At 61.8% G+C, this 23812-nt stretch carries 19 protein-coding genes and 3 pseudogenes; 9 read left to right on the top strand and 13 right to left on the bottom strand.

Translation table 11 applies throughout. The annotated features are described in order from the left end of the window. Position 1: 1 nt before the first annotated feature. The gene (locus tag OKW27_RS13095; RefSeq protein WP_429333707.1) at positions 2-319 is read right to left on the bottom strand and encodes a hypothetical protein; all 318 of its coding nucleotides are present in this window, start codon (positions 317-319) and stop codon (positions 2-4) included. A gap of 549 nt (positions 320-868) precedes the next feature. Next, positions 869-1132 (bottom strand): annotated as a pseudogene (locus tag OKW27_RS13100) (transposase); the annotation flags it as partial. A gap of 113 nt (positions 1133-1245) precedes the next feature. Here OKW27_RS13100 and OKW27_RS13105 point away from each other — a divergent pair. Then, positions 1246-2265, top strand: coding sequence for an IS110 family transposase (locus tag OKW27_RS13105; protein ID WP_429332134.1), 1020 nt, complete (start codon positions 1246-1248; stop codon positions 2263-2265). Positions 2266-2540: 275 nt separating this feature from the next. Here OKW27_RS13105 and OKW27_RS13110 read toward each other — a convergent pair. The 3 genes and pseudogenes from OKW27_RS13110 to OKW27_RS13120 all read right to left on the bottom strand — a co-directional run. Beyond that, positions 2541-3452: pseudogene (locus OKW27_RS13110) on the bottom strand (IS91 family transposase); the annotation flags it as partial. A 23-nt stretch (positions 3453-3475) separates the two neighbouring features. Then, the gene (locus tag OKW27_RS13115) at positions 3476-4351 is read right to left on the bottom strand and encodes a tyrosine-type recombinase/integrase (RefSeq protein ID WP_429332195.1); all 876 of its coding nucleotides are present in this window, start codon (positions 4349-4351) and stop codon (positions 3476-3478) included. A gap of 511 nt (positions 4352-4862) precedes the next feature. Continuing rightward, complete coding sequence (locus OKW27_RS13120; RefSeq protein ID WP_429333708.1) at positions 4863-5879, bottom strand: alcohol dehydrogenase catalytic domain-containing protein; 1017 nt, start codon at positions 5877-5879, stop codon at positions 4863-4865. Between the two features lie 116 nt (positions 5880-5995). Here OKW27_RS13120 and OKW27_RS13125 point away from each other — a divergent pair, with 116 nt between their 5' ends. After that, positions 5996-6922, top strand: a complete 927-nt coding sequence (locus tag OKW27_RS13125; protein WP_429333709.1) for a LysR family transcriptional regulator — start codon at positions 5996-5998, stop codon at positions 6920-6922. A 636-nt stretch (positions 6923-7558) separates the two neighbouring features. After that, positions 7559-8032, top strand: coding sequence for a GNAT family N-acetyltransferase (locus tag OKW27_RS13130; protein WP_429333710.1), 474 nt, complete (start codon positions 7559-7561; stop codon positions 8030-8032). Between the two features lie 812 nt (positions 8033-8844). Here the strand turns inward: OKW27_RS13130 and OKW27_RS13135 are convergent. From OKW27_RS13135 to OKW27_RS13145, 3 genes are all read right to left on the bottom strand, one after another. Then, complete coding sequence (locus tag OKW27_RS13135) at positions 8845-10680, bottom strand: HAD hydrolase family protein (protein ID WP_429333711.1); 1836 nt, start codon at positions 10678-10680, stop codon at positions 8845-8847. A gap of 107 nt (positions 10681-10787) precedes the next feature. After that, positions 10788-11036 (bottom strand): hypothetical protein, encoded by a 249-nt coding sequence (locus OKW27_RS13140; RefSeq protein WP_429333712.1) that lies wholly within the window; start codon positions 11034-11036, stop codon positions 10788-10790. Positions 11037-11565: 529 nt separating this feature from the next. Beyond that, positions 11566-12651: an IS630 family transposase gene (locus tag OKW27_RS13145; RefSeq protein WP_429333246.1), complete on the bottom strand. Its 1086-nt coding sequence runs from the start codon at positions 12649-12651 to the stop codon at positions 11566-11568. A gap of 90 nt (positions 12652-12741) precedes the next feature. On the opposite strand from OKW27_RS13145, the gene OKW27_RS13150 reads away from it, so the two are divergent. Beyond that, positions 12742-13404 (top strand): hypothetical protein, encoded by a 663-nt coding sequence (locus OKW27_RS13150; protein ID WP_429333713.1) that lies wholly within the window; start codon positions 12742-12744, stop codon positions 13402-13404. 209 nt (positions 13405-13613) lie between these two features. Here the strand turns inward: OKW27_RS13150 and OKW27_RS13155 are convergent, their stop codons facing one another. The 3 genes from OKW27_RS13155 to OKW27_RS13165 form a co-directional block, all read right to left on the bottom strand. After that, positions 13614-14663, bottom strand: a complete 1050-nt coding sequence (locus OKW27_RS13155) for a methyltransferase (RefSeq protein WP_429333714.1) — start codon at positions 14661-14663, stop codon at positions 13614-13616. 437 nt (positions 14664-15100) lie between these two features. Continuing rightward, positions 15101-16582 (bottom strand): tyrosine-type recombinase/integrase, encoded by a 1482-nt coding sequence (locus OKW27_RS13160; protein WP_429333715.1) that lies wholly within the window; start codon positions 16580-16582, stop codon positions 15101-15103. Then, the gene (locus tag OKW27_RS13165; protein ID WP_429333716.1) at positions 16579-17535 is read right to left on the bottom strand and encodes a DNA-binding protein; all 957 of its coding nucleotides are present in this window, start codon (positions 17533-17535) and stop codon (positions 16579-16581) included. The genes OKW27_RS13160 and OKW27_RS13165 overlap by 4 nt, the downstream gene beginning before the upstream one ends. Before the next feature lie 405 nt (positions 17536-17940). Here OKW27_RS13165 and OKW27_RS13170 point away from each other — a divergent pair, with 405 nt between their 5' ends. Together OKW27_RS13170 and OKW27_RS13175 are read left to right on the top strand one after the other, a co-directional pair. Continuing rightward, the gene (locus tag OKW27_RS13170; RefSeq protein ID WP_429333717.1) at positions 17941-18219 is read left to right on the top strand and encodes an HU family DNA-binding protein; all 279 of its coding nucleotides are present in this window, start codon (positions 17941-17943) and stop codon (positions 18217-18219) included. A gap of 233 nt (positions 18220-18452) precedes the next feature. After that, a pseudogene (locus OKW27_RS13175) lies at positions 18453-19221 on the top strand (TIGR03118 family protein); the annotation flags it as partial. A 286-nt stretch (positions 19222-19507) separates the two neighbouring features. Here the strand turns inward: OKW27_RS13175 and OKW27_RS13180 are convergent. Together OKW27_RS13180 and OKW27_RS13185 are read right to left on the bottom strand one after the other, a co-directional pair. Next, positions 19508-20023: a hypothetical protein gene (locus tag OKW27_RS13180; protein WP_429333718.1), complete on the bottom strand. Its 516-nt coding sequence runs from the start codon at positions 20021-20023 to the stop codon at positions 19508-19510. A 454-nt stretch (positions 20024-20477) separates the two neighbouring features. Beyond that, positions 20478-21197, bottom strand: a complete 720-nt coding sequence (locus OKW27_RS13185) for a TetR/AcrR family transcriptional regulator (RefSeq protein ID WP_429333719.1) — start codon at positions 21195-21197, stop codon at positions 20478-20480. 143 nt (positions 21198-21340) lie between these two features. Between OKW27_RS13185 and OKW27_RS13190 the strand changes: the two genes are divergently transcribed. The 3 genes from OKW27_RS13190 to OKW27_RS13200 are packed head-to-tail and all read left to right on the top strand — an operon-like array spanning position 21341 to position 23811. Next, positions 21341-21775, top strand: coding sequence for a Zn-ribbon domain-containing OB-fold protein (locus tag OKW27_RS13190; RefSeq protein ID WP_429333720.1), 435 nt, complete (start codon positions 21341-21343; stop codon positions 21773-21775). Next, positions 21772-22941: a thiolase family protein gene (locus OKW27_RS13195; RefSeq protein ID WP_429333721.1), complete on the top strand. Its 1170-nt coding sequence runs from the start codon at positions 21772-21774 to the stop codon at positions 22939-22941. The genes OKW27_RS13190 and OKW27_RS13195 overlap by 4 nt, the downstream gene beginning before the upstream one ends. 3 nt (positions 22942-22944) lie before the next feature. Further along, on the top strand, positions 22945-23811 hold the full coding sequence (locus OKW27_RS13200) for an FAD binding domain-containing protein (RefSeq protein ID WP_429333722.1): 867 nt from the start codon (positions 22945-22947) through the stop codon (positions 23809-23811). Position 23812 lies beyond the last annotated feature (1 nt).

Consider the following 23812-nt stretch of genomic DNA (forward strand, 5'->3'; position numbering starts at 1 on the left):
TTCAGAGACAACAAAGTCTGCAGCAAGTCCAAAAAGCGCATTGCAATGCAGCATTTTCTGCCGGGGTCAGCAGGGTTTGAACGCCTGATAGTAGCGCGGAAGCAATGGCTATTTTTCGGTCGCTTAAATAGGGATGGATTGAAGTGATCCCGTGCCCCGGATCAAGCAGACGTCTGCGACTCATGACTTTCGGACTCTTGCTCATGCGGAGATTGCCGCTCTTGCCGAAGACGCGCAACGTCCACTGGTCGGCCTCGTCGACATTGATCCGCGGCAGCGCCAGATCCTCATTCCACACCAGCTCCGCCACGGAATGCATGCTGGCGCTCGGAGATGGTATGGCTGACTACATGAGGGTGCGCATTCGTCCCGCCGGAGGCGGCGCTCCACGAATGTTTCGATGCGCTTTCATGCCGGTGGCCTTCTTAAGGCGGGAAGGAGGTGCGGGCCAGGCTCGTGACTAGCCCATCGCCCGAATCGGGCGACATTCGCGGGCAGTTTCGAGTGGCGCAATGTCTTGAGGTTTGTTCGATGCCTGCCCATGTCCGTGGACTCGGGGTGCGCGCCGGCGCGTGCGGGCAGGCGTTGAATAAACCTGAAGGGAGGAAACCGCGGAGTGCTCTGATGCAATGGAGTCTTCGGGGCTATGGCGATTGATTGCCCGGGATGGCGAGCGGTGTTGCGGGATGCGTGGTCAGGCGGGAGGCCGGCTGAGGGCTGAGGTTGTGCCGAAGCGGTGCAGTGGCGCCATCGTGATGGCGGAACAGACGTGCAAGGGCCTGTGCGAAGCGACAGACGCAAAGGTCTGCTCGTGGGCCGCGTTGCCGCAAAGCCGAGGGTCGGGTTGTTCGTCCTGGAACAGTGGCGCTCATATCTCGCCCCGGCGCGTGGGTGGTGCGCGGATCGGTGCAGTGCGCGCAAGGATATCGATGACGATCATCGGCGCGCCGCAGTGCCGGCAGATGAAGGCAGGGCGCGTTTCGATGACGGTTTCGTGAGCTGATGTGTTGACGTCGGTCGCGACGTGCAGCAGTTCGCGGACCTTCGCGAGACTGGCGCGGCGCACCGGGTTGGCGAGCAGTCCGTAGTGACGGATACGATGGAAGCCGCCGGGCAGCACATGCAGCAGAAAATGAAATGAACGCGTCCCACCCGAGTATATGAGCGCAAAGGAAGCTGGATCCTCACAGGCCGATGTGCCTACGTGGAAAATACGAAGTTTCCAGGCAAACCGGAGGATCCGTCGTGAAGCTTACGCCAGTTGGGATTGACATTGCGAAGTCGGTGTTTCAGGTCCACTACGTCGATCAGGAAACCGGAGAAATCGTGAACAAGCCGATCAAGCGGGCAAAGTTTCTCGAGTACTTCGCGAACCGGGCTCCGTGCCTGATCGGCATGGAGGCGTGCGGCGGATCGCACCACTGGGCCCGGCAACTTACGAACATGGGTCACGTGGTAAAGCTGATGCCGGCGAAGTTTGTGAAGGCGTTCAACATCCGCAACAAGAACGATGCGGCAGACGCCCGTGCAATCTGGATGGCTGTGCAGCAACCCGGCAAGGCCGTCGCGGTGAAGACCGAGATACAGCAGGCGATGCTGGCGCTACACCGTATGCGGCAGCAGCTGATCAAATTTCGCACGATGCAGATCAACAACCTGCGTGGACTGCTGATGGAATATGGAGAGATCATGAGCAAGGGCCGGAACAAGCTGAACAAAGAGATACCGGTCGTGCTCGAACGGATCGCGGAGCGCCTGCCTGCCGTGCTGATCGATACGTTTCGCGAGCAGTGGAATGGACTGGCGAAGCTGGACGAACAGGTTGCCGAGATCGAGCGCCGGATGCGCGAGTGGAAGAAGGACGACAAGGCGGTGAAAGCGGTTAGCGAAATTTGCGGCGTCGGGCTGCTGACGGCAACGGCAGCCGTCTCAATGATGGGTGATCCGAAAGCATTCAGTTCGGGGCGGGAGTTTGCCGCATGGGTTGGCATCGTGCCGAAGCAGACCGGCTCGGGCGGAAAAGTGAACCTGCACGGGATCAGCAAGAGAGGCGACACCTATTTACGGACACTGCTGATCCACGGCGCGCGTAGCGTAATAGAGCACGCAAAGGAGCCCGGCGAGTGGGTCGAGCAGATGATGAAGCGGCGACCAAAGAATGTGGTGGTCGTTGCATTGGCGAACAAGATGGCGCGGACGATCTGGGCTGTGCTGGCCCATGACCAGCCGTACCAGAAGGCCTACGTGAGCGTGAAGCCCGTCTGAATGGTTCACGCGAAGCAGAAGATCAACGGTTAACACAGGGTGAACGTCGAAAGGTTGCGCAGCAATCGAGTGTGATGACAAACCAGGTAGGACCGGGACTCGCTAAACCTGAATGCGCCGTCGAGCTTCGAGCTCGCGCAGGAAATGAGGTGCGAGTCAGCGTATTTCATAGAGGCCCGCAGCAGCAATACTGGCTGCAACAAGGCCGGATATAAAGCTGCAGCCCATCCTGTCTGTCTGAACACACGAAAACTGTTGCAAACGGGACGCGTTCATATAAAGCGGCGCATGAACTCGCCGGCTTCGAGGGTCATGGTCTTGTAGCGGGTGTGCCCCTTCGCACGGTAGTCCTTCCAGCGGAAGGTCACGCCGCGTTCATCGAATGCAGGCAGGCGCTGGCTGGAGATCGCGACGCGGTGCGTATAGCGCGACAGGTACGCGAGCACTGCTTCGGGTCCTGCAAAGGGACGCTTTGCGTAGACGACCCATTCGCAGGCACGCAGCGGCGCAAGCCACCCGTCAAAGACAGCTGGGTCGGCAAGTTCAGCGTACTGGCCGAAGAACTGCAGGTGGCCGTGCCGGTGCGCGTCCGTGAGCGCTTCGAGCAAGCGCCTGCGGAACAGGCGCGATAGCACACGTACCGGCAGGAAGAAGCCGGGCCGGCATCCGATCCACCGCTGACCATCGGGCGACAGCCCACCACCGGGGACGATACCGTGTACGTGCGGATGATGCGTGAGTGCCGAGCCCCAGGTGTGCAGCACGAGCGTCGCGCCGATCTGGGCGCCGAGGTGCTTCGGATCAGCGGCAATGGTGCGTAGCGTTTCGGCGGCGATATCGAACAGCAGCCCGTAGATGACGGCCTTGTTGTACCAGGCGATGGCACTGATGGGCGCGGGCAGCGTGAAGACGACATGGTAGTACCCGACCGGAAGCAGATCGGCCTGGCGTGCCTGGAGCCAGCGATGCGCAGCACTGCCCTGGCACTTCGGGCAATGACGGTTGCGGCAGGAGTTGTAGGCAACCTCGATCCGGTCGCAGCCGGCGCAGCGCAGCACATGCCCCCCGAGTGCCGCACTGCGGCACTGTTCGATGGCCGACATGACCTTCAGCTGCCCCAGGCTCAGCGCTACCGTGCGCCGCCACGCCGGCCCGCAGGCGCGGAAGATATCCGCGACCTCCAGCACGGGGTGCTCCGCGTGCGGCCGGGCTAGCCGGCGGGCAGGCGGTCCAGCGGACTGACCACCTTGCGCAGGAGGTCAGTGGCAACCTGGGTATAGAGCGTGGTGGTCTCGATCTGCCTGTGTCCAAGGAGCACCTGGATCACGCGGATATCCTCCTTCTGTTCCAGCAGGTGCGTGGCAAAGGAATGCCTCAGCGTGTGCATGGATACGCGCTTGTCGATGTTTGCGGTCTCGGCGGCCGCATGGATGGCGCGGGTCAGTTGCCGCGTGCTGAGCGGGTCGATCGGATCGAGGCCCGGAAAGAGCCACCCGCCATCGAGCATGCAGCCCTGGGCACGGGCAACGCGCCACCAGACGCGCAGACGTTCGAGCAGGACCGGCGAGAGCATCGCGTAGCGGTCACGGCGGCCCTTGCCCTGCTCGATGCGCAGGGTCATGCGCTGGCTGTCGATGTCGCTGACCCTGAGGGCGACCACTTCGCTCGCACGCAGCCCGGCGCCATAGGCGACCGACAGCGCGGTCTGATGCTTGAGGTTTCCGGCTGCCGCGATGAGCCGGCGCACCTCCTCGGGGCTGAGCACAACCGGGAGCGTGCGAGGCACGCGTACCGGCTGCATCCGCGCCATCAGCTCAGGCCGGCCGGGCGTGACTTCGAAGAAGAACTTCAGACCGCTGATCGCGGCGTTCAGCGACACCGGCGACGCGCCGTGATCGACCAGATGCAGCTGATAGTCCCGGAGGTCCTCGACAGTGGCGGTATCGGGTAAACGCCCGAGGTATCGGGCGAACTGACGTACGGCACGCAGGTAGGCGGCCTGGGTCTTGGGTGCGAACTTGCGCATGCGCAAGTCCTCAAGCATACGGCGGCGCAGCGGGCTGATGCCCGGATCGGAGGAGGTCATGATGGGGCTCCTGCTGGAGGACGAGGCGGATTGCCTCAACCACCAACATAAGCGCCGGCGCCACTGGCCTCCCATTCGCCGCCAGAGACGGGCCGCAGCCCCCTACCGCGCGAGCGGTTTAGTCCTGTCGGCCTTTGCCGACGTTCGGCGATAGGGAGCCGTGCGTCGGCTGCAGGTTGGTTTGCTGCCATTCGTAAACCGGCGTCGGCGAATGGCACTTCGCACTGTCAACGAGTGAGTCTTCCCGACCCACAGCGGTCTCCCGATCCGCCGCCTGGTAAATGGCCGTTTCCGAGGTGCAATGGTCAATCGCACGTGGCCCCCGCGTGCACGTCATGGGTCATTTCCGACATCCATCTGTCGAGGTTGATGAGGCCAGCACAACCAATTACATTCCCGACCTTCGGACCGTTGAGTATGGCTGGCCGCGCGGGCTAGACAGAAGCATGAGGGCATGAGTTATGCGGGCAGCTCCTCGGCATACGGTCGCATAGGTGCAAATTGGTGCCGGTTACGAATTCGAACTGATCAGCACTGCTCCGTTGCGACCCGTACGTTCGATATGCGCGATCGCGTCGGCAAACCGGGCCAGATCGTAGTCGGCCTCCACGTCAAACTGTTCGGGCGCGGCGCGACCGATCTCGATTGCCTCCGCCACGTCCTCGCGACGCTGTTCAGCCGACGTGTTCTGCATCCAGCGCGAAGACGACACGCCCTTGAACATGATCTCGTGATGCGCCAGCCCAATGGATGGGAACGTGATGGGTTCTGGGGCGAGTCCGCCATAAAACAGCAGGGCACCGTCGCCACCGAGCAGCCCGATGAGACGGCCCACCATCGCCCCGCCTACCGGATCCATGATGACCTGCAGCGGCCGCTCGCCAGCGGCCCGGCGGACTTCGCCAACCCAATCCGAATCGGCCGTGGAAACCACGGACATATTCGGAAACCTCACGGACAAGGCCTTTGCGCCCTCTGCGCTGCGAACCGCGCCCATGATCTTCAGGCCACGCCGGTGGGCCGCCAGCATCGCGATGCGCGCCACGGCCGACCCAGCGGCGGTCAAGAGCATCGGTATTTCGTGCCCAGCGTCCGGCACAGCCCGCTGAGCTGCGCGTAGCAACAGGAGGGCAATCACCGTGTTCGGAAGCAGCTGGGCGGCGATGGAGTCGAGCAGGTCGTCCGGGATGGGCGTCACCAACTCGGCGCGTGTCTTGAGGCGCTCCGCCCAAGCGCCCGAGCTTGGGTTGAAGATCACGCGAGCGCCCGGCTTCACGCCCTGCGCGGGGTCCACCCCTGCGCCCACGGCTTCGACGACGCCCACGCCGTCGCCTCCTGGAACCAGACCACCTGCCGGAAGCGGGATGTTGAACCGCCCGCGGATCATGGCGAGATTGCCGAGGTGGAGTTGCCTCTTGGTCACGCGGACCACGACTTCGCCGGGACCCGGCGGCTGCATGTCTGGCAGGGTCTTCAGCTCAAGAACCTCGGCCGGTTCGCCGAACCGGGTGGCAACGATGGCTTTCATGATTTTGCTCCAGGTAGAGATGCGGATGGAGCAATCATAGGTACCGGATTGCGCTTTGATTAGCGGGTATTATTTTGTTTCTATTTCAAGTAATCGTTGAAGGATATTGGGCCCCTATGGAAACGCTGGCGAACCTTGAATCCTTCGTACGGGCGGCGGAAGGTGGCACCTTTTCAGAAGCGGGACGCAGGCTGGGAGTGACCGCGGCTGCGGTCAGCCGAAACGTGGCGATGCTGGAACGCAACTTGGGGGTCCGGCTGTTCCAACGCTCGACGCGCAAGCTCACACTGACCGAGGCGGGCGAGCGCTTTCTCGTGGAAATTGGCGGCAATCTGGACGCGCTGCAGGCAGCGATCGCGTCGGTCTCGACTGATCGCCGAGAGCCGACTGGCGTGCTGAAAGTCACCATGGCGCCGACGTTCATCACGTACGTCATGCCGCTGCTGCCGGGATTCCTCGCACGCTATCCGATGATTCGTCTGGATTGGCACTTCGAGAACCGACAGGTCGACCTGATTGCAGAGGGATACGATGCAGCGCTGGGTGGTGGGTTCGAGCTCGCATCGGGCGTCGTGTCTCGCGTATTGGCACCTATGCATGTCGTGGCGGTCGCGTCTCCGGCTTACATGGCTGGCCGCGTGCTACCAACCGATCCTGGCGATCTTGCCGGTCTCGACGGCATCGTGTTTCGCTCGAGCCGCACCGGCCGCGTGAGCCACCGGATGATGCGCGACACGGTGGGCGGCGAGATGCCTGCGCGGCTCAGCGAGACCATCATGTTCGACGACCCGGCAGCGATGTGCGAGGCTGCGATTCTCGGACTGGGCGTTGCTCTGCTAGCCGTGCCGACTGTGCTGTCGTCGATCGAACGGGGCGAACTCGTGCGATTGATACCGCGCTGGTACGCGGACGCCGGGGCAATTTCGATCTATTACGCAACGCGAGCGCTGCTGCCGGCGAAAACACGGTTGTTTGTCGATTTCGTCGTCGAGGCGTTCGAACGGGAGCGGTTAGCTGAAAGGTTTGCGGGAAGCATCGAATGAGTCGCGCCGAGCAGGCAAACGGGCATCATTTATCGGCTCTCCGCTTTGCGCAACTGCCGAGAAATGACCCGTTCCGTTCCGACGAAAGCACTTGTTAGTCACGCAACAATCAAGGCAATTTGGCCGAGCGACAGCTAGTTGATGTGGATCGGCCATTGAAACGTCGTGTCAAGGATGCGCAGGAATGGCCGTTCCTGGCCGGCAGTACGCGTTCACGCAAGTCGCCCGAAAGCCGGCGTTGAGGATTCCAACGTCGGATCTCAAAAACGCTCATCGAACAGGTCCTATCGGCCAGTTTGAGACGTTCGTGGCGACTACCTGAATCGGTGACAATTTCCAAATCGCTATTGACAGCTACGCTCTGGAACGGCAACCTCCGGTCATGAACTACGACGCGCGCAATTTCATGATGTGCACCATGACCGCCACTGGCGAGTCGTTGGAATCGTGACGTTCATACATCGCACATAGATTTCCTCAACGGCCCCGCCAGTCATGACGGGGCCGTGCCTTTTCAATTGCTCCGTTTTGTGTTGGCACAAATAGGAGTGGTTGCATGCACGACAAAGTATGTGGTTCCGACCTTTTGAGTCTTATCGAAGCGTGGACCTGGCAGATCGCGCCGAGGAGCGCGGCATGCTGACGATACGGAAAGCTTGCAGCGGCGATGTGCTCGATGCGTGGGATATCCGCAAGGCTTCGGTACTTGCGGCGTGCGCTAAGCATTATCCAGAAGCATCCTTGTCAGCATGGGTTGATGGCTCGCCGACCGACAAATGGGCCAGCGTTGTCGAACGCGACTTTTACGTAGCCGTCGATGAAGGATTTGTCGTTGGCACAGGGATGCTTACGGTCGCAGGTGGGCAAGTAGACGCCATCTTCGTCCGGCCGTCTCACATGGGTCGCGGTATTGGACGCAAGATGCTGCAATCACTCGAAGCGTTGGCTCGTGATCACGGACTTGCCTCGATGCGGCTCGATGCCACGTTGAACGCAGCACCGTTTTATCGTTACTGTGGTTGGTCGGGGGATTCGATTTCGACGTACCGAACGTCACGCGGACTGGAATTGCCTTGCGTGCCGATGACTAAATGCGTTGCCTTAGCGTAGCTTGATTCCGTGCCGACTGCTGCCGCCCGCAGTCGGCAAAACGCTAGGCTGAATGGCCGCAATCGGGAACCCCGTCAGTCCGCTGTGGGTCGTGTGCCGCCGATCGCGACCGGCGGTGCTCAGCCCTCTCACCAAACCTTGCTGTGGGACCGGGTTTGGCCATCAAGGGACGCTGGCCAGCACGCTCGAGGCGACGTTCGCGTGGCGCCTTCGCCCTGACACCGGCCGTCAAGCGTCGGTGTTGATCGCGTTGTTAGGCACTGCGGCGGTGCCGCGGCGCTTAGCTTACGGGTTCTTCAGAAATCTCAAATAGAAGGCTGCAAACACCAAGACAATGCCGATGTTCACTATCAGCCGTTCCCAGAATCGATTCCTAAAGAACAGAAAATCTACACTAACGACAACGCCTATCAACACCACAACGTAAAGCACGACGGACACGTTCCTTGTCATCTCAATCACCAGTTCAAATATAACAACAGGCGCCTACCCATGGTCGGCCCTTCACTTCCCCTGCGGCGGCTTTGGCCGACTTCGAGTCGGCTGAGGCCCCGGAACGAACGGCCTTTTGTCCTCATAGAGCGGCCGGTCGAGCCGTAGCGACGAAGGACATGTAATTGAAGTGCCGATTCGCCCGGAGGCTCACGTTGTCAAACGAGCAGACATCCAATGGCGAGAAAAGGAGGTGCGCCGGAATTCTCATCGCATGAAGTAGTTCGCACAGTGTGGATGCATACGTCGATGCCCGGGTCACGCCAGCGCCCGTCGTGTTGCCGAAACGCTGCCATGGACCCGCAGTTCTCGAAGCGCCGCTACGCAGCCGAAACTGGGAGGCAAGGGTTGTCCGGCTGTGTGTACCGGCGCTCTACCGCTGCGCGGACTTTTGCACGCGCCGTACCGGCGTCAGTGTCGTCAGCGCATTCCGACTCGATGGCGCGGGTTTCCTCGGTGAGGCCTCGGTCGCCAACGACGTCCTCGAACCAGCGCGAATAGTCGCCGCGGCGCAGATGAAAGAGCCACGTTTCCGCATCCACGCCATCGCCAATTTCGAGGAACAGCACCAGATTGTGCGCGCGCAGGTTCAGACGGTTCTCCGGGCCGCGGAAGTAAAAGCTCCGCTCGGGGATCAGTAGACCTTCCGCGTACCTCCGGACATGACGTCGGTGTTCAAGATGCCCCGGCTCGATCGTAACGACCCGCGGCGTGCCAGCGTCGGAATCGAACCGGCAAAACAGCGCTTCTCCACCACGAAGGGAGACGTCGTGCGCATCCGGCGCGGGACGGCCCGCGGCCTGTGCGAAGCTCTGGACAGTCTCCTGCGGCGCCGCGCCCACCACGAGCAGCGTATCGACCTGCGAGAGGAGGGCCGGAGATACGTGGTGTGGATGAACAGTGATCGCTAGCGCCGTTTCGAGTCGCCTGGGCAGGGCCAAGTCGGCGACATCGGCGGAGGCTGGAAACAGATGATGAGCCTCGTCGAACATCAGCCAGTGCGGACGGCCGGTTTCGACGCGCATCTCCTGAAGCCGCGCGAGCAAAGACGCGCAAAACCGCGCGCGCTCATCGAGCGCGACACGCATGAGATTGACGATCACGCTCTGGTCAGGACGGCGCAACACCTGAAGCACCTCGTCGGTCGAGGGCAGATGATCAGCGTCGCCGCGCACCTGTACGTTGTCGAAACTTCCATAGTCGCCTTCGGGATCGATGACGCAGAACTGATAGCCCGCTTCCCCGATGCGCTCGAGCAAGCTGGTCGCGACCGTCGACTTTCCGCCGCCCGAGGTGCCGGCGAGCAGACACACGGTGCCATAAGGGGCGAGCCTCACTTCGACTTCCGGCTCGCGCCCCGCGTCGCGTCCGAGCAGGATGGCGCGCTTGGCGCCCAGCCGCGGCAGTCCAGCCAGGTCGTCGGCCAGGATGTGGTCCACCAGTTCTATGACGCCCCGCCCGCGTTCACCCAGCGTGACGAAATCGGCCTTTGCCTTTAGCGTCGGCAGTGCGTTCGCGACGGCCACCGCGACCTCGCCATATTCGAAGAGCGGGTGATCGTTCTCGGCATCGCCGATAGCGACGACGTTACGCGGGGAGAACCCCAGCTCGTCGAGTGCCGCGGCAAGCCCCGATGCCTTCGTCATACCTGGTGGCAAGATCATTACCGCATCGCCGTTGAACACGATGTGAAGGTCAAGGCCGAGCTCGCGGATTGCCTCCAGCGCCTCTACTTCATGCGGCTTTACCGTGTCGACTATGACGGCGCCGACGCCAAGATGGTTCACGTCGCGCCGGCGCATCGCATCGACAAAGGCCGGCACCGGCGGCGGGCCAAGCAGACGTTGCTCCTCGGTGGCTGGATCGAACAGCACGCCGCCGTTTTCCGCGACGACGCGCGAAAACTGATCGAGCCGGTCGCAAACTCTGCGCAGGTCGTCAAGGTGCCGGCCGGTCACGAGAATGACGTGGCGACCCGAAGCATGCAGGCGCTCTATCGCATCCCACGTCTCGCGCGCAACGCGCCCGCCTTCCGCCAAGGTGTTGTCGTAGTCTGTCGCAACCGCAATGAAACGCATATCGAGCTCCTTCCACGTCTTCCTGACCTCGGCCGGGCACTCGTGCGAGATAGAGAGCAGCAGGCTGCCATTTTGCACGTCGTTTCTTTTGGGTCATCGTTCTGTCAGGAAGTTTCGTGCCCGCCCGGCGTGGTTCGCGAGTCCGTTGCAGGCATCGTCTGGCAAGACGGTCCGGGATCGTCTTGTCATCTCGGGAATAGCCTTGTATTGCGCCAACGTGCGAACGCATCTTTAATGAAAGCGAGCCCGGCCTGACCGGCGAGCGCGTACGCCTGCTCTTCGGTCATCCAGAATCGAACGCTGGCTGCGTCATGCCGGATGTAGCCATCAGCGGCCTGGGCGGCCAACCACTCGCGCATGCAGCGCGAATCTGTTCCGGTCTTTTTCGCAAGTTCTTCTGGTGACGACGGATTGTCAGCCAGCGCTTTATACAAGCAAGCTGGTCGCCGACAACAATCCGTCGGGTAACATTCCTTCGTGAGGCAACACGATGATCCCTCCCGAAACGTGGTTCGTGGAACGTCGTTGTCGCGGAACGCAGGTTGTTGCGACCAGGCAAGGCGCGAAAGCCGGGATACCCGCACAACACAGCCTGATGGTAGCAGCGCGTTTCGAAAGGCAAACCGGTATTTGCGCATGCACCCGGTGCTTGCTGGTACCTCTTCAAGCGGGGGTGTGTGTCGGTCGCCGCGGCGGCAGGAATCGCCGTTCAACCCTCGAAAGCTGCCGTTAAGCTAGTGCGGGATCCAACGGCCTGATCGGGTCGGCATGAGCCAAAACGCATCGGGCAGCACGCGGCCAGTTTGAGACGTTCGACATCATGGGCCAGATCGCTGACAATCTCGGCAGCAAGCTGGGCGAGCCCAGAGAACCCTCGTGTTGGCAAGCGACGAATTGACCGACGCCAACGACTTCGGCAGGTAATGCCGTTGGGCGTCTCGAGCCCCGTGCTAGTGGTCTGCGTCAAACGGATTGCATCTTATTCAGCTTGGTGCGGGCACGCGTGACTTTCGCCAGAATGTCGGAAGCTTTAGCGGTCCAGATGAAGGGTTTTGGATCACCATTGTGCTTTTCAATGTACTGCTCGATCGTGCTGACCAACTCGGGTACCGAGCGAAAGGCTGACCGCCGTAGCTGGTTCTCGGACAGATCACGAAAGAAGCGTTCGACCATATTGAGCCAGGAAGCGCTGGTGGGCGTGAAATGCATGTGAAATCGTGGGTGCTTGGCCAGCCACGCCTTCACCTCGGGATGCTTATGAGTGGCGTAGTTGTCGGCAATCAAATGTAGTTCCTTACCCTTGGGGGTGCTGCGATCGATCTTGCGCAGGAAGCCCAGCCATTCTTGATGACGATGCTTCGTCTGGCACTGGCCAATGATGCTGCCATCGAGCGTGTTCATCGCGGCGAACAACGTCGTCACACCATTGCGCTTGTAATCGTGCGTCATCGTCTGACCTCGACCTCGCTTCATCGGCAAGCCAGGCTGGGTCCGGTCCAGAGCCTGAATCTGGGACTTCTCGTCACAACTGAACACCAGTGCGTGCTCAGGTGGATCGAGATAAAGGCCGACGATGTCCTCCAGCTTCTCGGCAAAGTGCTTGTCGTTCGAGACTTTGAAGGTTTCTATCCGATGCGGCTTGAGTCCATGCGCCTGCCAGATGCGCCTCACGCTCGCCTCGCTGACGCCGGCCACTGCCGCCATGCTGCGCGTACTCCAATGCGTCGCGTTATCGGGACGCTGCTGCATGGTCATCGCCACGATGGCCTTGACCTTGCGCGCAGAGATCTTCGGCTTGCGCCCGGGTCGCGTCTCGTCCCGCTCGATCCCCGCCACACCGTCCGCGATGAAGCGCGCTCGCCAGCGCGCCACCGTGCCTCGCCAGATACCCAACTGCACACCGATCTCTTTGTCTGTGTGGCCCAGTGCCGCGAGCAATATCATCTTGGCACGCTCGGCCAGTCGTACCGGAACCCTCCGCCCAGCCGCCCACGTTTCCAATTGTTTGCGCTGGCCTTCGCTCAGCTCAACTTTTGCCGCGATTCTCATGGGTTCTCCCTCATCACCTGGAAGGAGACTCGCAAATCGCGATTAAGTTGCATTATTTACGACGCACTACACTAGTACAACGGAGAACACATGCGAACGACAACTATGAAACTCTCGCACACGATCAGGATTCTTATCGCAACGGTCGGTCTCTCGGCGCTCGGTGCGCATGCAGCCGACGAAGCCAAAGTGCTGCCGTTTGAAACTCATGCCGCGTTCTTCTCTAGGGAGACACAGCAAAAGACACCATTGGACCCACAGGTTTTCGTCGAGCAACCGGGTGCCCCCGCCGCTACCGGGCCGCAAGGGATTAAGCGAAGCGCTGGCCTTCGCAATGCGCTAATCGCTGACACGCCGACGCTGCCTTTGAAGACCGCTACCGGCCAGCGGATGAATCTTACCTTGGGCGCCTGGCTTGGTGCCAGAGGGGAAGCGATCCTGACGCCGCAGCCGGACGGGCGTGAGAAGGTAACTGTCGTGCTTTCTGGTCTCAAGCCCAACGGACACTACAGCCTTTTCGAAAATCACTTCAATGAGAAGCCGATCGGCTTCACGCCGCTTGATGGTAGCGGTCAGGACAACGACCTGGTAGCAGACGCCGAGGGCAACGCGGCGCTCACCACGATCGCACCAGTGCCGCTGACGCACGACAACGCTGTACTCGTCGTCTATCACTCCGACGGAAAGTCACACGGCAAGCAGCGCGGCGAAATTGGCGTAACGGCGCACCACCAACTCATCGCGAGACCGTAACTTTGCTGTTGTTCATGCGTGAAGGGCTGCTTCAGAGCAACGTTAACGTCCCTTGCGGGTCGGGCGCTGCCGATCGCGGGCGCGCGGCGTTCAGGTTGCGGATACCGTTCGGATCGGGCAGCACGCGGCCAGTTGCGGTCAATCGGCACGGCATCGTAGATCGTTGTCAATCTATGACCAGTCACCAAACTAGTGCACCGGCTGGCCGACTATCGAATCCCGATGATCATCGAATCCGGCCCGAGTAGTGGTTCGACCCGAATCTCCCTGAAGCCGACGTCGGCCATCCATTCACGGCACTGCGCACCCGTATAGTCAAAGCCCCCGGGCGTCTCGATTAGCATATTGAGGCTCATCAGCAAGCCGAACGCATTCTGTCTGCGCTCATCGTCAATAATGGCGTCGTAGACGATCAGGCAGCCGCCCGGAGGCAGCGCCTCATAACATTTGGCGAGCAGTTCGCGCTTCTGCTCGAGATTCCAGTCGTGAAGAATGTGGCCCATCACGAGCACGTCGGCCGACGGGCAGGCTTCCTTGAAGAAATCGCCCGGATGGAAACGAAGGCGCTCCTTTAACCCGTGTTCCGCGACATACTTGTCAAATAAAGGTCCGACTGCCGGCAAATCGAAGCCGCCACCCGTGAGATGCGGATGCGCGCTTGCAACCTCTACGACTAAAGCGCCTTGCGCCGCACCAATGTCGATGAACGAACCGTAGTCTTGCCAAGGAAATTTCTGCGCAAGCGCTTTAGCGGCGCCGAGGCTGATCCCCGTCATCGATTCCAGAAAAACACGCAGTGTTCGTTCGTTCCGATAGATCGCATCAAACGGGTTGCCGCCCTGCTTCGCCTCGTTCTGCGGCAGTCCGCTGCGCAGCGCTTCGGTAAGCGATCCCCAGAACGGATATAGTCGGTCGTTAGCCATTTGCAGTATTCCCCCGATATATCCCGGTTGCGTTCTATCGAGAAATAGTCCTGTCTCGCACGTGTTCCGATAGAGACCGTTTTCTCGCTCCAGCACCTGCAACGAAACCAAAGCATCGAGAAAGTCCAAAGCCGATCTCGGATGCAATCCCAACTCGTCAGTCAACTGCTCACCGTTGCGAGGCCCTTTCCCGAGGTGCGTAAATACATCGAGCTCGACCGCGGACAGCAACGCTTTAGAGCCCCAAAATCCCATGCCCAGTTGCATGAGATTAGCGGGCGAATAGGCTGCCCCGTCTACGTCGTCAGACACTCTTGTGCCGGATTGATATTCCATTGACTCATTTCCTTTGGCGAACGCGATAATGGGGTTGCGGTTTGTACTGCACGACTACATTCACAGAACACCTTGTCGTTAGACTTTATTCCCGCGCCCCAATCCAGGCAGACAAATTGCCCGAACAGCGCACGGCCCATTTCCGCTGAATCCCGCGGCTAAACTGGCGAGCACCGCGCCGCCCTGAATGTCCGGTCTCGGCGATCTCGAATGACTGAAACGGGTCGAGAGTACGCATTGGGCACTCGCCAGACCTGTCATTCGCGACCGCCCACCTGCGAATGTCGGGAAAGCGACAGGTAGCAGCCTGACAGATGCCGATACTCGGATGACGGCTTCGGCCGAGGAGCGACCTGAGACGGAAGTACGGCGGTCACTCAGCGACGGGCTTCCATCCAAGTGGCAAGGCAGACGTTCTCCTGTCGTTCAGCGACGGATTAAGCCTTGTCCGGAAAACTTCCCTCGACAAACGCGCGCGCCTCGTCCTGTCCCGTGCGCGCATAGGCGGCCGTGGTCTGTACCGACGCGTGGCCCAGCAGCGCCTGCGCGACCGGTAACGGCACCCCATGGTCGACCACCAGCGTGCGCGCATAACCGTGCCGCAGCCAGTGCGTGGAGGCCCGTTCGAGGGCCGCGCGGATCGCACGGTCTTCCACCGGCGCACGGGTCGCGGCCAGCGCAAATATCGCCCGGACTTCGTCGTAGAGGCCGCTCGCGCCGAGCGCCCGGCCGCGCTCACTGTGAATGAGCGGCAGGCGTTCCTCCGCGGCCGGATCGGCCGGCAGCCCCACAGCACGCCGGTATGCGCGCAGCGCGGGCAGGCAGGCGGCCGGCAGCGGGATCGCGCGCAGCCGCTGGCCCTTGCCCAGCACGTGCAGCGTCCACTGCCGGGCCGCGTCGACTTCAACGTGCGGCAGCGCCAGTTCCTCGTTCCAGACGAGTTCCGCGAGCCGCACGCCGCCGTACCGGTAGAGCGTCCAGATCGCGCGGCGCCTTAGCCAGAGAACCGGCGGTACCCCGGCCGGCGCGTCACCGGTGGCGATGGCATCGCAGTGGGCGAGCGCGGTGGCGGGCAGGAACCGCACCGGGGTCCAGGTCATGCGTGCGCGGCGTCCGGCGGCCAGTCCTTCGGCTGGATTGACGGTGAGGTAGCCCGTGCGGTGCCACCAGGCGAACAGGCTCGAGACCGCGGCGAGCGCACGGGAGACGGTGGCGGGGGCGGCGCGCCGCACGTTCCCCGCTGCATCGGCCTGCGGCGCCTGCACGGCATCGCGGTAGGCCATCAGGTCCTGCCGGGTCAGGTCGGAAAACGGTCCGAGCTGCTCGCGCACGCACCAGTCCGCGAGCCGCCGCAGTTCCGACAGGTAGGCGCGCCGCGTGTGCGGCGAGTGGGAGGCCCGCTCATTCAGGAACAGCTTCATGGCCTGCGCGTCATCGGCCACACCGAGGGTGTTGGTCAGCGCCACCGGGTTCGCGAAGCGGCCGGCGCGCACGAGCCACGCCGCCCCGACGCCGCCGGGCAGCAACGCTGCGTCCGCTGTGATGACGGTGGTGGCGAGCTGCGCGCTGTCCGGCGTCCCGTCAGCCGCGATCTGGCGGAAGCGCCGACGATGCTGCCGGAGGACGCGTTCGAGCACCGTCGACGCGGAGGGCGCCGCGGCTTCGGGCACGACGCGGAGGCGCCCGCGCTCCCAGTACTCGATCGCGGTGTCGTGCTCGAGCAGCAGCGCGAACACGGCGGGGTGCTCGCGCTTCGCGTCGGCCAGCGACGGGCAGCCGCGCTTGAGCGCCGTGAGCGTCCAGCGGAAATATAGTGGGTGGCCGAGCGCGTGGGCCAGATACCCGAGCGCGGCGTCGACGGAGGCGGGGAGACGCTGCGGGGGCCGCGAGCCGGTGTCGAGCCAGTCGGACGGGTTCATCGCACTTTCCTCGACGAGGCTCGCTTCTGACCTGCGTGGGCCGCTTTCGCGGGAGGCCTCGCCGGACGGCGGGCACCCGTGGCGGCCCCTTTTGTGGTCGATTCGCCCAGAAGCGCGAGTGTCTGGCGTTGCTGCTCGACCACCGTCACGAGCGCGGCCGCTTCGGCCGCAGCCTGCTGCTGTGTCTGGCGCTGCTCCGCCAGTTCGGTCAGCAGCCGGTCGCGCAGGGCCTCCAGCGCCCCCACGCGTTCGGCCGCGCGGGCGAGCTCTCCCTCGAGGCGCTGCCGTTCGATGACAAACGTCTCACGCTGGTGCGCGGTTTCGCGCAGCAGCTGCCGGGACAGGCCGTCATAGCGCGCCCGTTCCGCAGCCAGTTCACTGGCGTGGGTCTTCGCTGCCTGCGCAGCCGTCCCGTCGGCGGTGGCCAGTTGCGACTGCAGCGCCGTGCTGGCGGATTCCAGCAGACGCGTCCGCTCCTCGAGGGCACGACTTTCGAGCCGGCGCTCCAGCAGCTCCGCGTCGCGCGCGCCGAGCTGGGTGCGAAGATCGCTGAGTTCGGTGCGGAGCATGTCCGTGCGCAGCTCCGCCTCGCGGCGGGCGGTGTCGGCCGCTTCCTGGCTGCGTGCCGCGTCCTGGCGCAGCTGCACGATGCCGTCGAGCTGGGTGGCGACGGCCGCTTCCCACAGCGCGCGCATCTGCGCGGCGATCCCGGGCGGCACGTCCGGCATGGCGAAGCCGGTCAGGCCCGCCTGCACGAGTTCCGCCTCGATCGCATTGAGGTGCCGTGACAGCGTCGCGGGGTCGCCGGCGCCGAGGCGCGCGCGCAGCTTGCGCACCGACACGATCCGGCGGAAGCGGGCGTCGGACGCGGGCGCGGTGTCGCCCGCCTCGGCGAGCATCGCGAGCACGGTGGTGCGGATCGTCTCGGGGGTGACAGCGGCGGGGCGGGCCATGGCGGACTCCGGAAACCAGCACTGCAGCACGGCAGCGCGCCGGGGCGACGGGCAGAAACCCGCGGCACGGGGCGCAGGGCGGGATTTCCACATTAGATTACGCACAGATCTGACGCAAGAAAACCCCTTTTCTCGCGGTTAAAAACAGCGCTGCCACGATAAACGCCCTTATCGCGGCTAATCCGCGTGCCAAGAGGCGATGCAACTGGGCGTATTTTCCGTCGGCCGGTCGGAAGTCCCAGTCGGACCACGCGGTTGGTGTCGATGCCGCAACCCGCAACGGCCTGGCACTGGAGGTTGTCCTGTCCGGGCATCGGTCACGACTGCGGACGTTGAACGCTCATTGCGCGCGGGCCTGTGAATCGGGTAGGGGGCGGCTTGCTATCACCTTAACGGGGAAACCAGATGAACAAGCAGGAACTCGTTGACGCCGTCGCCGCGCGGACCGGTACCACCAGGGCGTTGGCCGCCGAAACCCTCGATGCGCTGATCGGCACCATCACGACGGCGGTCACCCAGGGCGACACCGTGCAGCTGATCAGGTTTGGCTCGTTTTCAACGGGCGCGCGCGCAGCGCGGGTCGGCCGTAACCCGGCGACCGGCGCCGAGATCCAGATCGCTGCGGCGAAGACGGTCAAGTCCACGGCGGGCAAGGCGTTCAAGGCTGCCGTGAACGGCGCCTGACAGCGGGCCATGATCTGTTCGCGCGGCAGACGGCGGTGACGGATAGCTCGTCGCCGCGGCGCTCTGCATCAATGACTGATCAGTGCCGGACCGGCGCGGCCGCGTCATCAGCCGCCTCGTGTTGTATTGCCCAACTCATGCAACGAAATGCCGCCGTAAACAGAAGAATACTTATCGTAATAGATGCATTGTGAATTCCATTTCGGAGAAAAGCCGGTACCAATACCCCGACCGTATTCCTCTTCGCAACTGAAGATGGCACGATTTCCGCTTGGGCAGGTGGGTGAATCCGGCGAACAACGCCGTGATCGCGGTCGATAACTCGTCCAATCCCTCCGCCGCCAACGGGGCTGTCTACAAGGGGCTGGTGTTCGGAGTGAATGCGCAAGGCGGATTCCTGTTTGCGACGAACTTCCGTTCGGGTCGGATCGATGTATTCGGGCCGAACGGTTCAGACGGCCTGTTCACGCCCGCGACGACCGACGGTGGCTTCGCCGACCCGAACACCCCAGCCGGCTATGCCCCGTTTTGGTATCGCGAACATCGATGGGGATCTTTTCGTCACCTACGCGAAGCAGGACAAACAGAAGCACGACGACGATGCAGCCCGCGGTCGTGGATTCGTCGACGTATTCGATACCGACGGCCACCTGCTGCGTCGCTTTGCAAGCTGAGGGACGCTCGACTCGCCGTGGGGTATCACGCGCGCATCGTTTGCGTTCGGCCGCTTCAGCGGCAAGATTCTCGTTGGCAACTTCGGCGATGGTCGAATCAATGTCTTCGACAATGACGGCTCGTTCGTCGATCAGTTGGAGAATGAGTTCGGCAATCCACTGGCTATCGACGGTCTGTGGACTCTGACGCTCGGTGGCGGGCGCAATTCGAGTCCAGACACGCTGTATTTCTCGGCAGGTCCTTAACAAGGAGACAAATGGACTCTTCGGGATCATCGCTCCAGTAAGCGGCTCCAGGGAACGAGCGTCCGGGCAGCACGGACAATAACCGGCAGCGCGCCCCTGGGCAACTCCAGAAGCGCGATGTCGCTGACCCATTGACGATATCGATTCAAGTTCGAGACGAAGGACCTCACCTCAGCCGGTCGCGGAACTCGCCAGACGTGACCGGCTGTTCATTGTTCCGTGGTGCCTGAAGGCCAGAATGACTCGTGGTACGGCAATTCCCGTCCTTCCACACTGAGCTTTACCCACAAGTCTGGTTATCAACTGGATCGAACGGTGTAAACTTGAGTCATTCTGTCGATGCAGCGGCAGCGGCAGCGGATAGGCGATCAGGGACCGTGACAGCGGCACTGGACACGCAAAACGTGCCACCTGTCCCGCACAACATGCCATCCGATGACGGCGCCACCACCATGCCACTGGCTGTGAATAATGGTGGTGAGTATTGAGAGAATGGGGTATGGCAGGTTTGCATCATGAAGGCAAAGGTTCTGTTTGCCATGCTGCTGCTTGGCGCGATAGATTGCGCTGCGGAGCCAGGTTATTACAACACGTGCGCGGCGTATCCGAGTTATCCGTGCGAGTTCTATGCCGGGTGTCCGTCTCGCGGCCAGCCATGCGTATTCCTTGGCGGCGGTTTCCACCGCTTCCACGACTTTGACCATGACGACGGCTTTCACCATGGGTTCCGCGGTGGCAGCACTCACTTCGAGCAGGGCGGGGGCCAAAGCGGCGGTCATGGCGGACGCCACTAGGCACCGGCACAGGCTCGCACGTGCAGTCGCGATATGAAATGCAATATCCTCATTAAGGTCCGGACGGCGCTCTTCGAATGCTTCCACCATGCGTTTTCGTGCACCTTCGATTTTTCCGTATTCTTGCTGTGATCCGCGGCGCATGCCAGGATCGCCGCACCTTCGGTCGCGATCGTCATGCGGAGCATCAAAAAATCACGCACGTCCGTGATGCCGGTCAACGAGCCGTGTGCGATAGCGGGCGGCGCTGCGCGCATGCGCTGGACATAATGCCCCGATCTCAATGATCGAGGGGGACCGGGAAAGGTTCTCCAGTAAACGGTGTGCCCGTGACCCTGCTGAGCTCGAGCGACGTGAAGCCCGATCCGGCGCTGGCGGCGAAGGGGCGCACATGGACGCCTCCGCCGGTGTCGACCAGGAAGGAGAATGGCGCGGCGATGTCGACCTTACACCGTCTCGGAAATTGCGCACTCGATCCCGGGATTGCCTGGGTCCAGACAAGGTCAGTAGCAAGTAGCTTCCGTACCTCGAGGGGCGTGTTAGCTCACCGCGTGCGATAACGCATTAAAAACGTGGAGACTGCGCTGCCGATGATCTTTTCAACCTGATCGTCGGATATCGCGTAGTCGATCTGCAGCAGGCGGGGAAAAAAGAGCGTTTCGCCCAACATTCCGATGAATTCAGCACGGGCGAGCTGCACGTCGGCGATCTGTAGCCCGCCTTCTTCCACCCGGTTTGTCAACCAGACGTCTGTCACGTCGCTGAAGAGATTCTTCGCGCGTTGAAAGAGAACTCCAATGTCAGGAAAGTTTCGCACTTGCGCAATGACCAGACGCAGTGCGGCGATCAGGGTGCTGTCCGAAACAAGTTCGTTGTACGCACGTCCAATCTCACGCAGGCCCGACTCGACCTCCACGGGCACTGTGTGATCCTTCCAGCGTGCGAACTGTTGATGCATGAGATGGTCCAGAGCCTGGCTGAACAAGTCTTCCTTGCCGGGAAAGTGTTTGTAGAGGGTCGCGTATGACACGGCTGCGCGGTCGCCGATGGAGTCCATCGTCGCCGCCTCATACCCATTGGCCAGGAACGTCTCGATTGCGACTTCCAGAATCAGCTTGCGCTTTTCCCTGCTAACGCGCTGCTGATACGCCAACAGGCCATCCGTTGGACGATCCCCCGTAGCAGGAACGGTTTTCTTTCGTTGTGCCTGTGTCATTTCCGCGTGTAAGCCACCCAAATAAGCATCCAGAGTTTTCAGCCGCATTCTGCCCTCCATCGGCAAAGTCCGCCAGCCGCGCCGCATATGCAAAGCCTGCAGCGCTAGGGTTTCCCCCAGCTTGGCAGCCGCAGTTTCTTTTCTGCACTATAGTGTAACATACACTACATCATAGAAAGGCGGAAACGCGAATGGAAATGGATGACAGGGTAAGCATGCGAGGTTTCAGGCAAATAGGCACAGGCTCGGTGGTCCGCAGTATCGATAACTGGTCGTTGATGGGGGCAAAGTGCGCCGATTGTGGGGCGCTGCTGTATCCAGCCCTTACCACGTGCCCCGAGTGCGGCGGTCGCACCTTTGTTGCATCGCCGCTGCAGGCGGTCGGCCATCTGTACAGCTATAGCGTCGTACACATGGGGCCCAAAGGCGTCGATGTGCCCTATGTCGCCGGCTATGTGGACTTGAGCGATGGTTTGCGGCTATTCGGACGCATCGAAATGCCGACTGGTGCTGTGCAAATAGGGCAGCAGCTCGAACTGCAGGTGAAGCCGGCAAATAAACAGGCGAGCCAATTCATTTATTTCTTTACCGCACCCGGCGAAGTTTCTCAGCAGGTCAATTCATGAGCATGGCGAACGGTTTGAGAAGTGTGAGCGTCGTTGGCACCGGCATGATCCGATTTGGTCGTTTTCCGGAAGTGAGTCTCTCCCAACTCGCCGCACCAGCGGTCATTGAAGCGCTTGATGAGGCCGAAATCGATCGCCGACGCATCGGTGCGCTTTACTGCGGAACGGTATCCGGAGGCATGCTGGCTGCCCAACGTATCGCACGGGAGACGGGGCTGACCGGCATCGAGGCAGTGAACTTCGAGAACGCCTGCTCGTCTTCAGCGAGCGCGTTCCGGCTCGCCTACCTCGCAATCGCGGCAGGTGCGGTGGACTGTGCGGTCGTGGTTGGAGTAGAGCAACTGACTCGCCTCGGAGCCGGCCCACTTGACTTGGGCGATGAGGATGTCGAGGCGGCGAACGGATTAACAATGCCCGCGTTGTACGCGATGCGCGCGCAGCGCTACATGCATGAATTCGATTTGTCACCCCGCGATCTCGCGCAGATAGCCGTCAAGGCCAGGGCGAATGGCGCGCTCAATCCCTACGCGCAAATTCGCAGCGCGGTCTCGATCGATGAAGTGCTCGGCAGCCGACCGGTGGCATTGCCGCTGACATTGCATCAGTGTTGCCCGCTTGGCGACGGCGCCTCGGCGGTGGTGCTTGCCGCCTCAAACCTCCCGGGTACAAAGCAAGACGCCGTGAAGATTCTCGCGTCCCATCTGACATCGGGGCGCTACATGCAGGGTGGTCGGGACATGACGACTCCCGAGGTGACGGTGCGTTGCGCGAACGAAACCTACGAATCCTGCGGTCTCGGCCCTTCCGACATCGATCTCGTCGAGTGTCACGACGCCTTCACCATCGCCGAACTGCTGTACTACGAAGCACTTGGTTTTGCAGCGCACGGACACGGCGCGGGTTTGATCAGAGAAGGTCACACGTCGGTTAACGGACGGATTCCATTCAATCCGTCCGGTGGCCTGCTCTGCAGGGGCCATCCTCTCGGAGCGTCAGGAATCGCACAGATCGTCGAAATAACACGCCAGTTGCAGGGTCGCTGCGGCGCACGACAGGTCGCGCAAGACAAGCCGCGCGGTCCACGAATCGGGCTGGCGCACATCACCGGTGGGGGCACCTACGGCTTTGATCACGGTGCGTGTGCGATACACATTCTTGGAAGGTGAAAAGTGAAATCAGCACCCTTTACCTGGCACCGTCCAGAGAGCGTGGCGCGAGCAGTTGAACTGCTTTCCACGCTAGACAACGCGCGCATCGTCGCCGGCGGACAGACACTGATGCCGATGCTGGCCATGCGCTACGTGTATGTGGACCATCTGGTCGATGTGAATGCGATTCCCGGTCTCAACGGGATAACGCTGGAAGGCGACGAGGTGTGCATCGGCGCGTTGGTCCGCCAGCGGGATATCGAGCAATCCCCTTTGATTCTTCAATATGCACCGCTGATGGTCGAGGCGTATCACCTTGTCGGTCATATCCAGACGCGAAATCGCGGCACATTTGTCGGAAGCGTCTGCAACCTCGATCCAGCTTCGGAGCAGCCCGCCCTTGCAGAAATATTCAATGCGACCATCGTCGCCGTGGGACCCCGTGGGGAGCGGCGCATCCCATTCGATGAATTCGCGTGCGGCTTCATGACTACATCGATTGAGCCGGACGAAATGGTGACGCAAATTCGCCTTCGTATCTGGAATGAGCCGCATGGATACGCGTTCGAGGAGTTCGCGCGTAGACATGGGGACTTCGCAATCGTCGGCGCTGCGGTCATGGTTTCGGTCGACGCAAATCTCGCGATCAGGCGTGCTGATGCGGTCCTGTGTGGGATGGGTGGAACACCTTGTCGTGTGCAGTTTGCCGACATCCTGCGGGGACAGCAACCCAGCGCCGATCTGGCAAAGACAGCAGCCAACAGAGCAAGCTGGATTGACGCCATTAGCGACACGAGTGCCAGTGCCGCTTATCGGAAACGTCTCGCGTGCACCGTGACCGAGCGTGCGCTTGCGCGCGCGTTCTCTCGCGCATTGAACGTAAGCTGAG

It is taken from the genome of Paraburkholderia sp. 35.1 (genome assembly GCF_050436525.1).
Lineage (GTDB): Bacteria > Pseudomonadota > Gammaproteobacteria > Burkholderiales > Burkholderiaceae > Paraburkholderia > Paraburkholderia tuberum.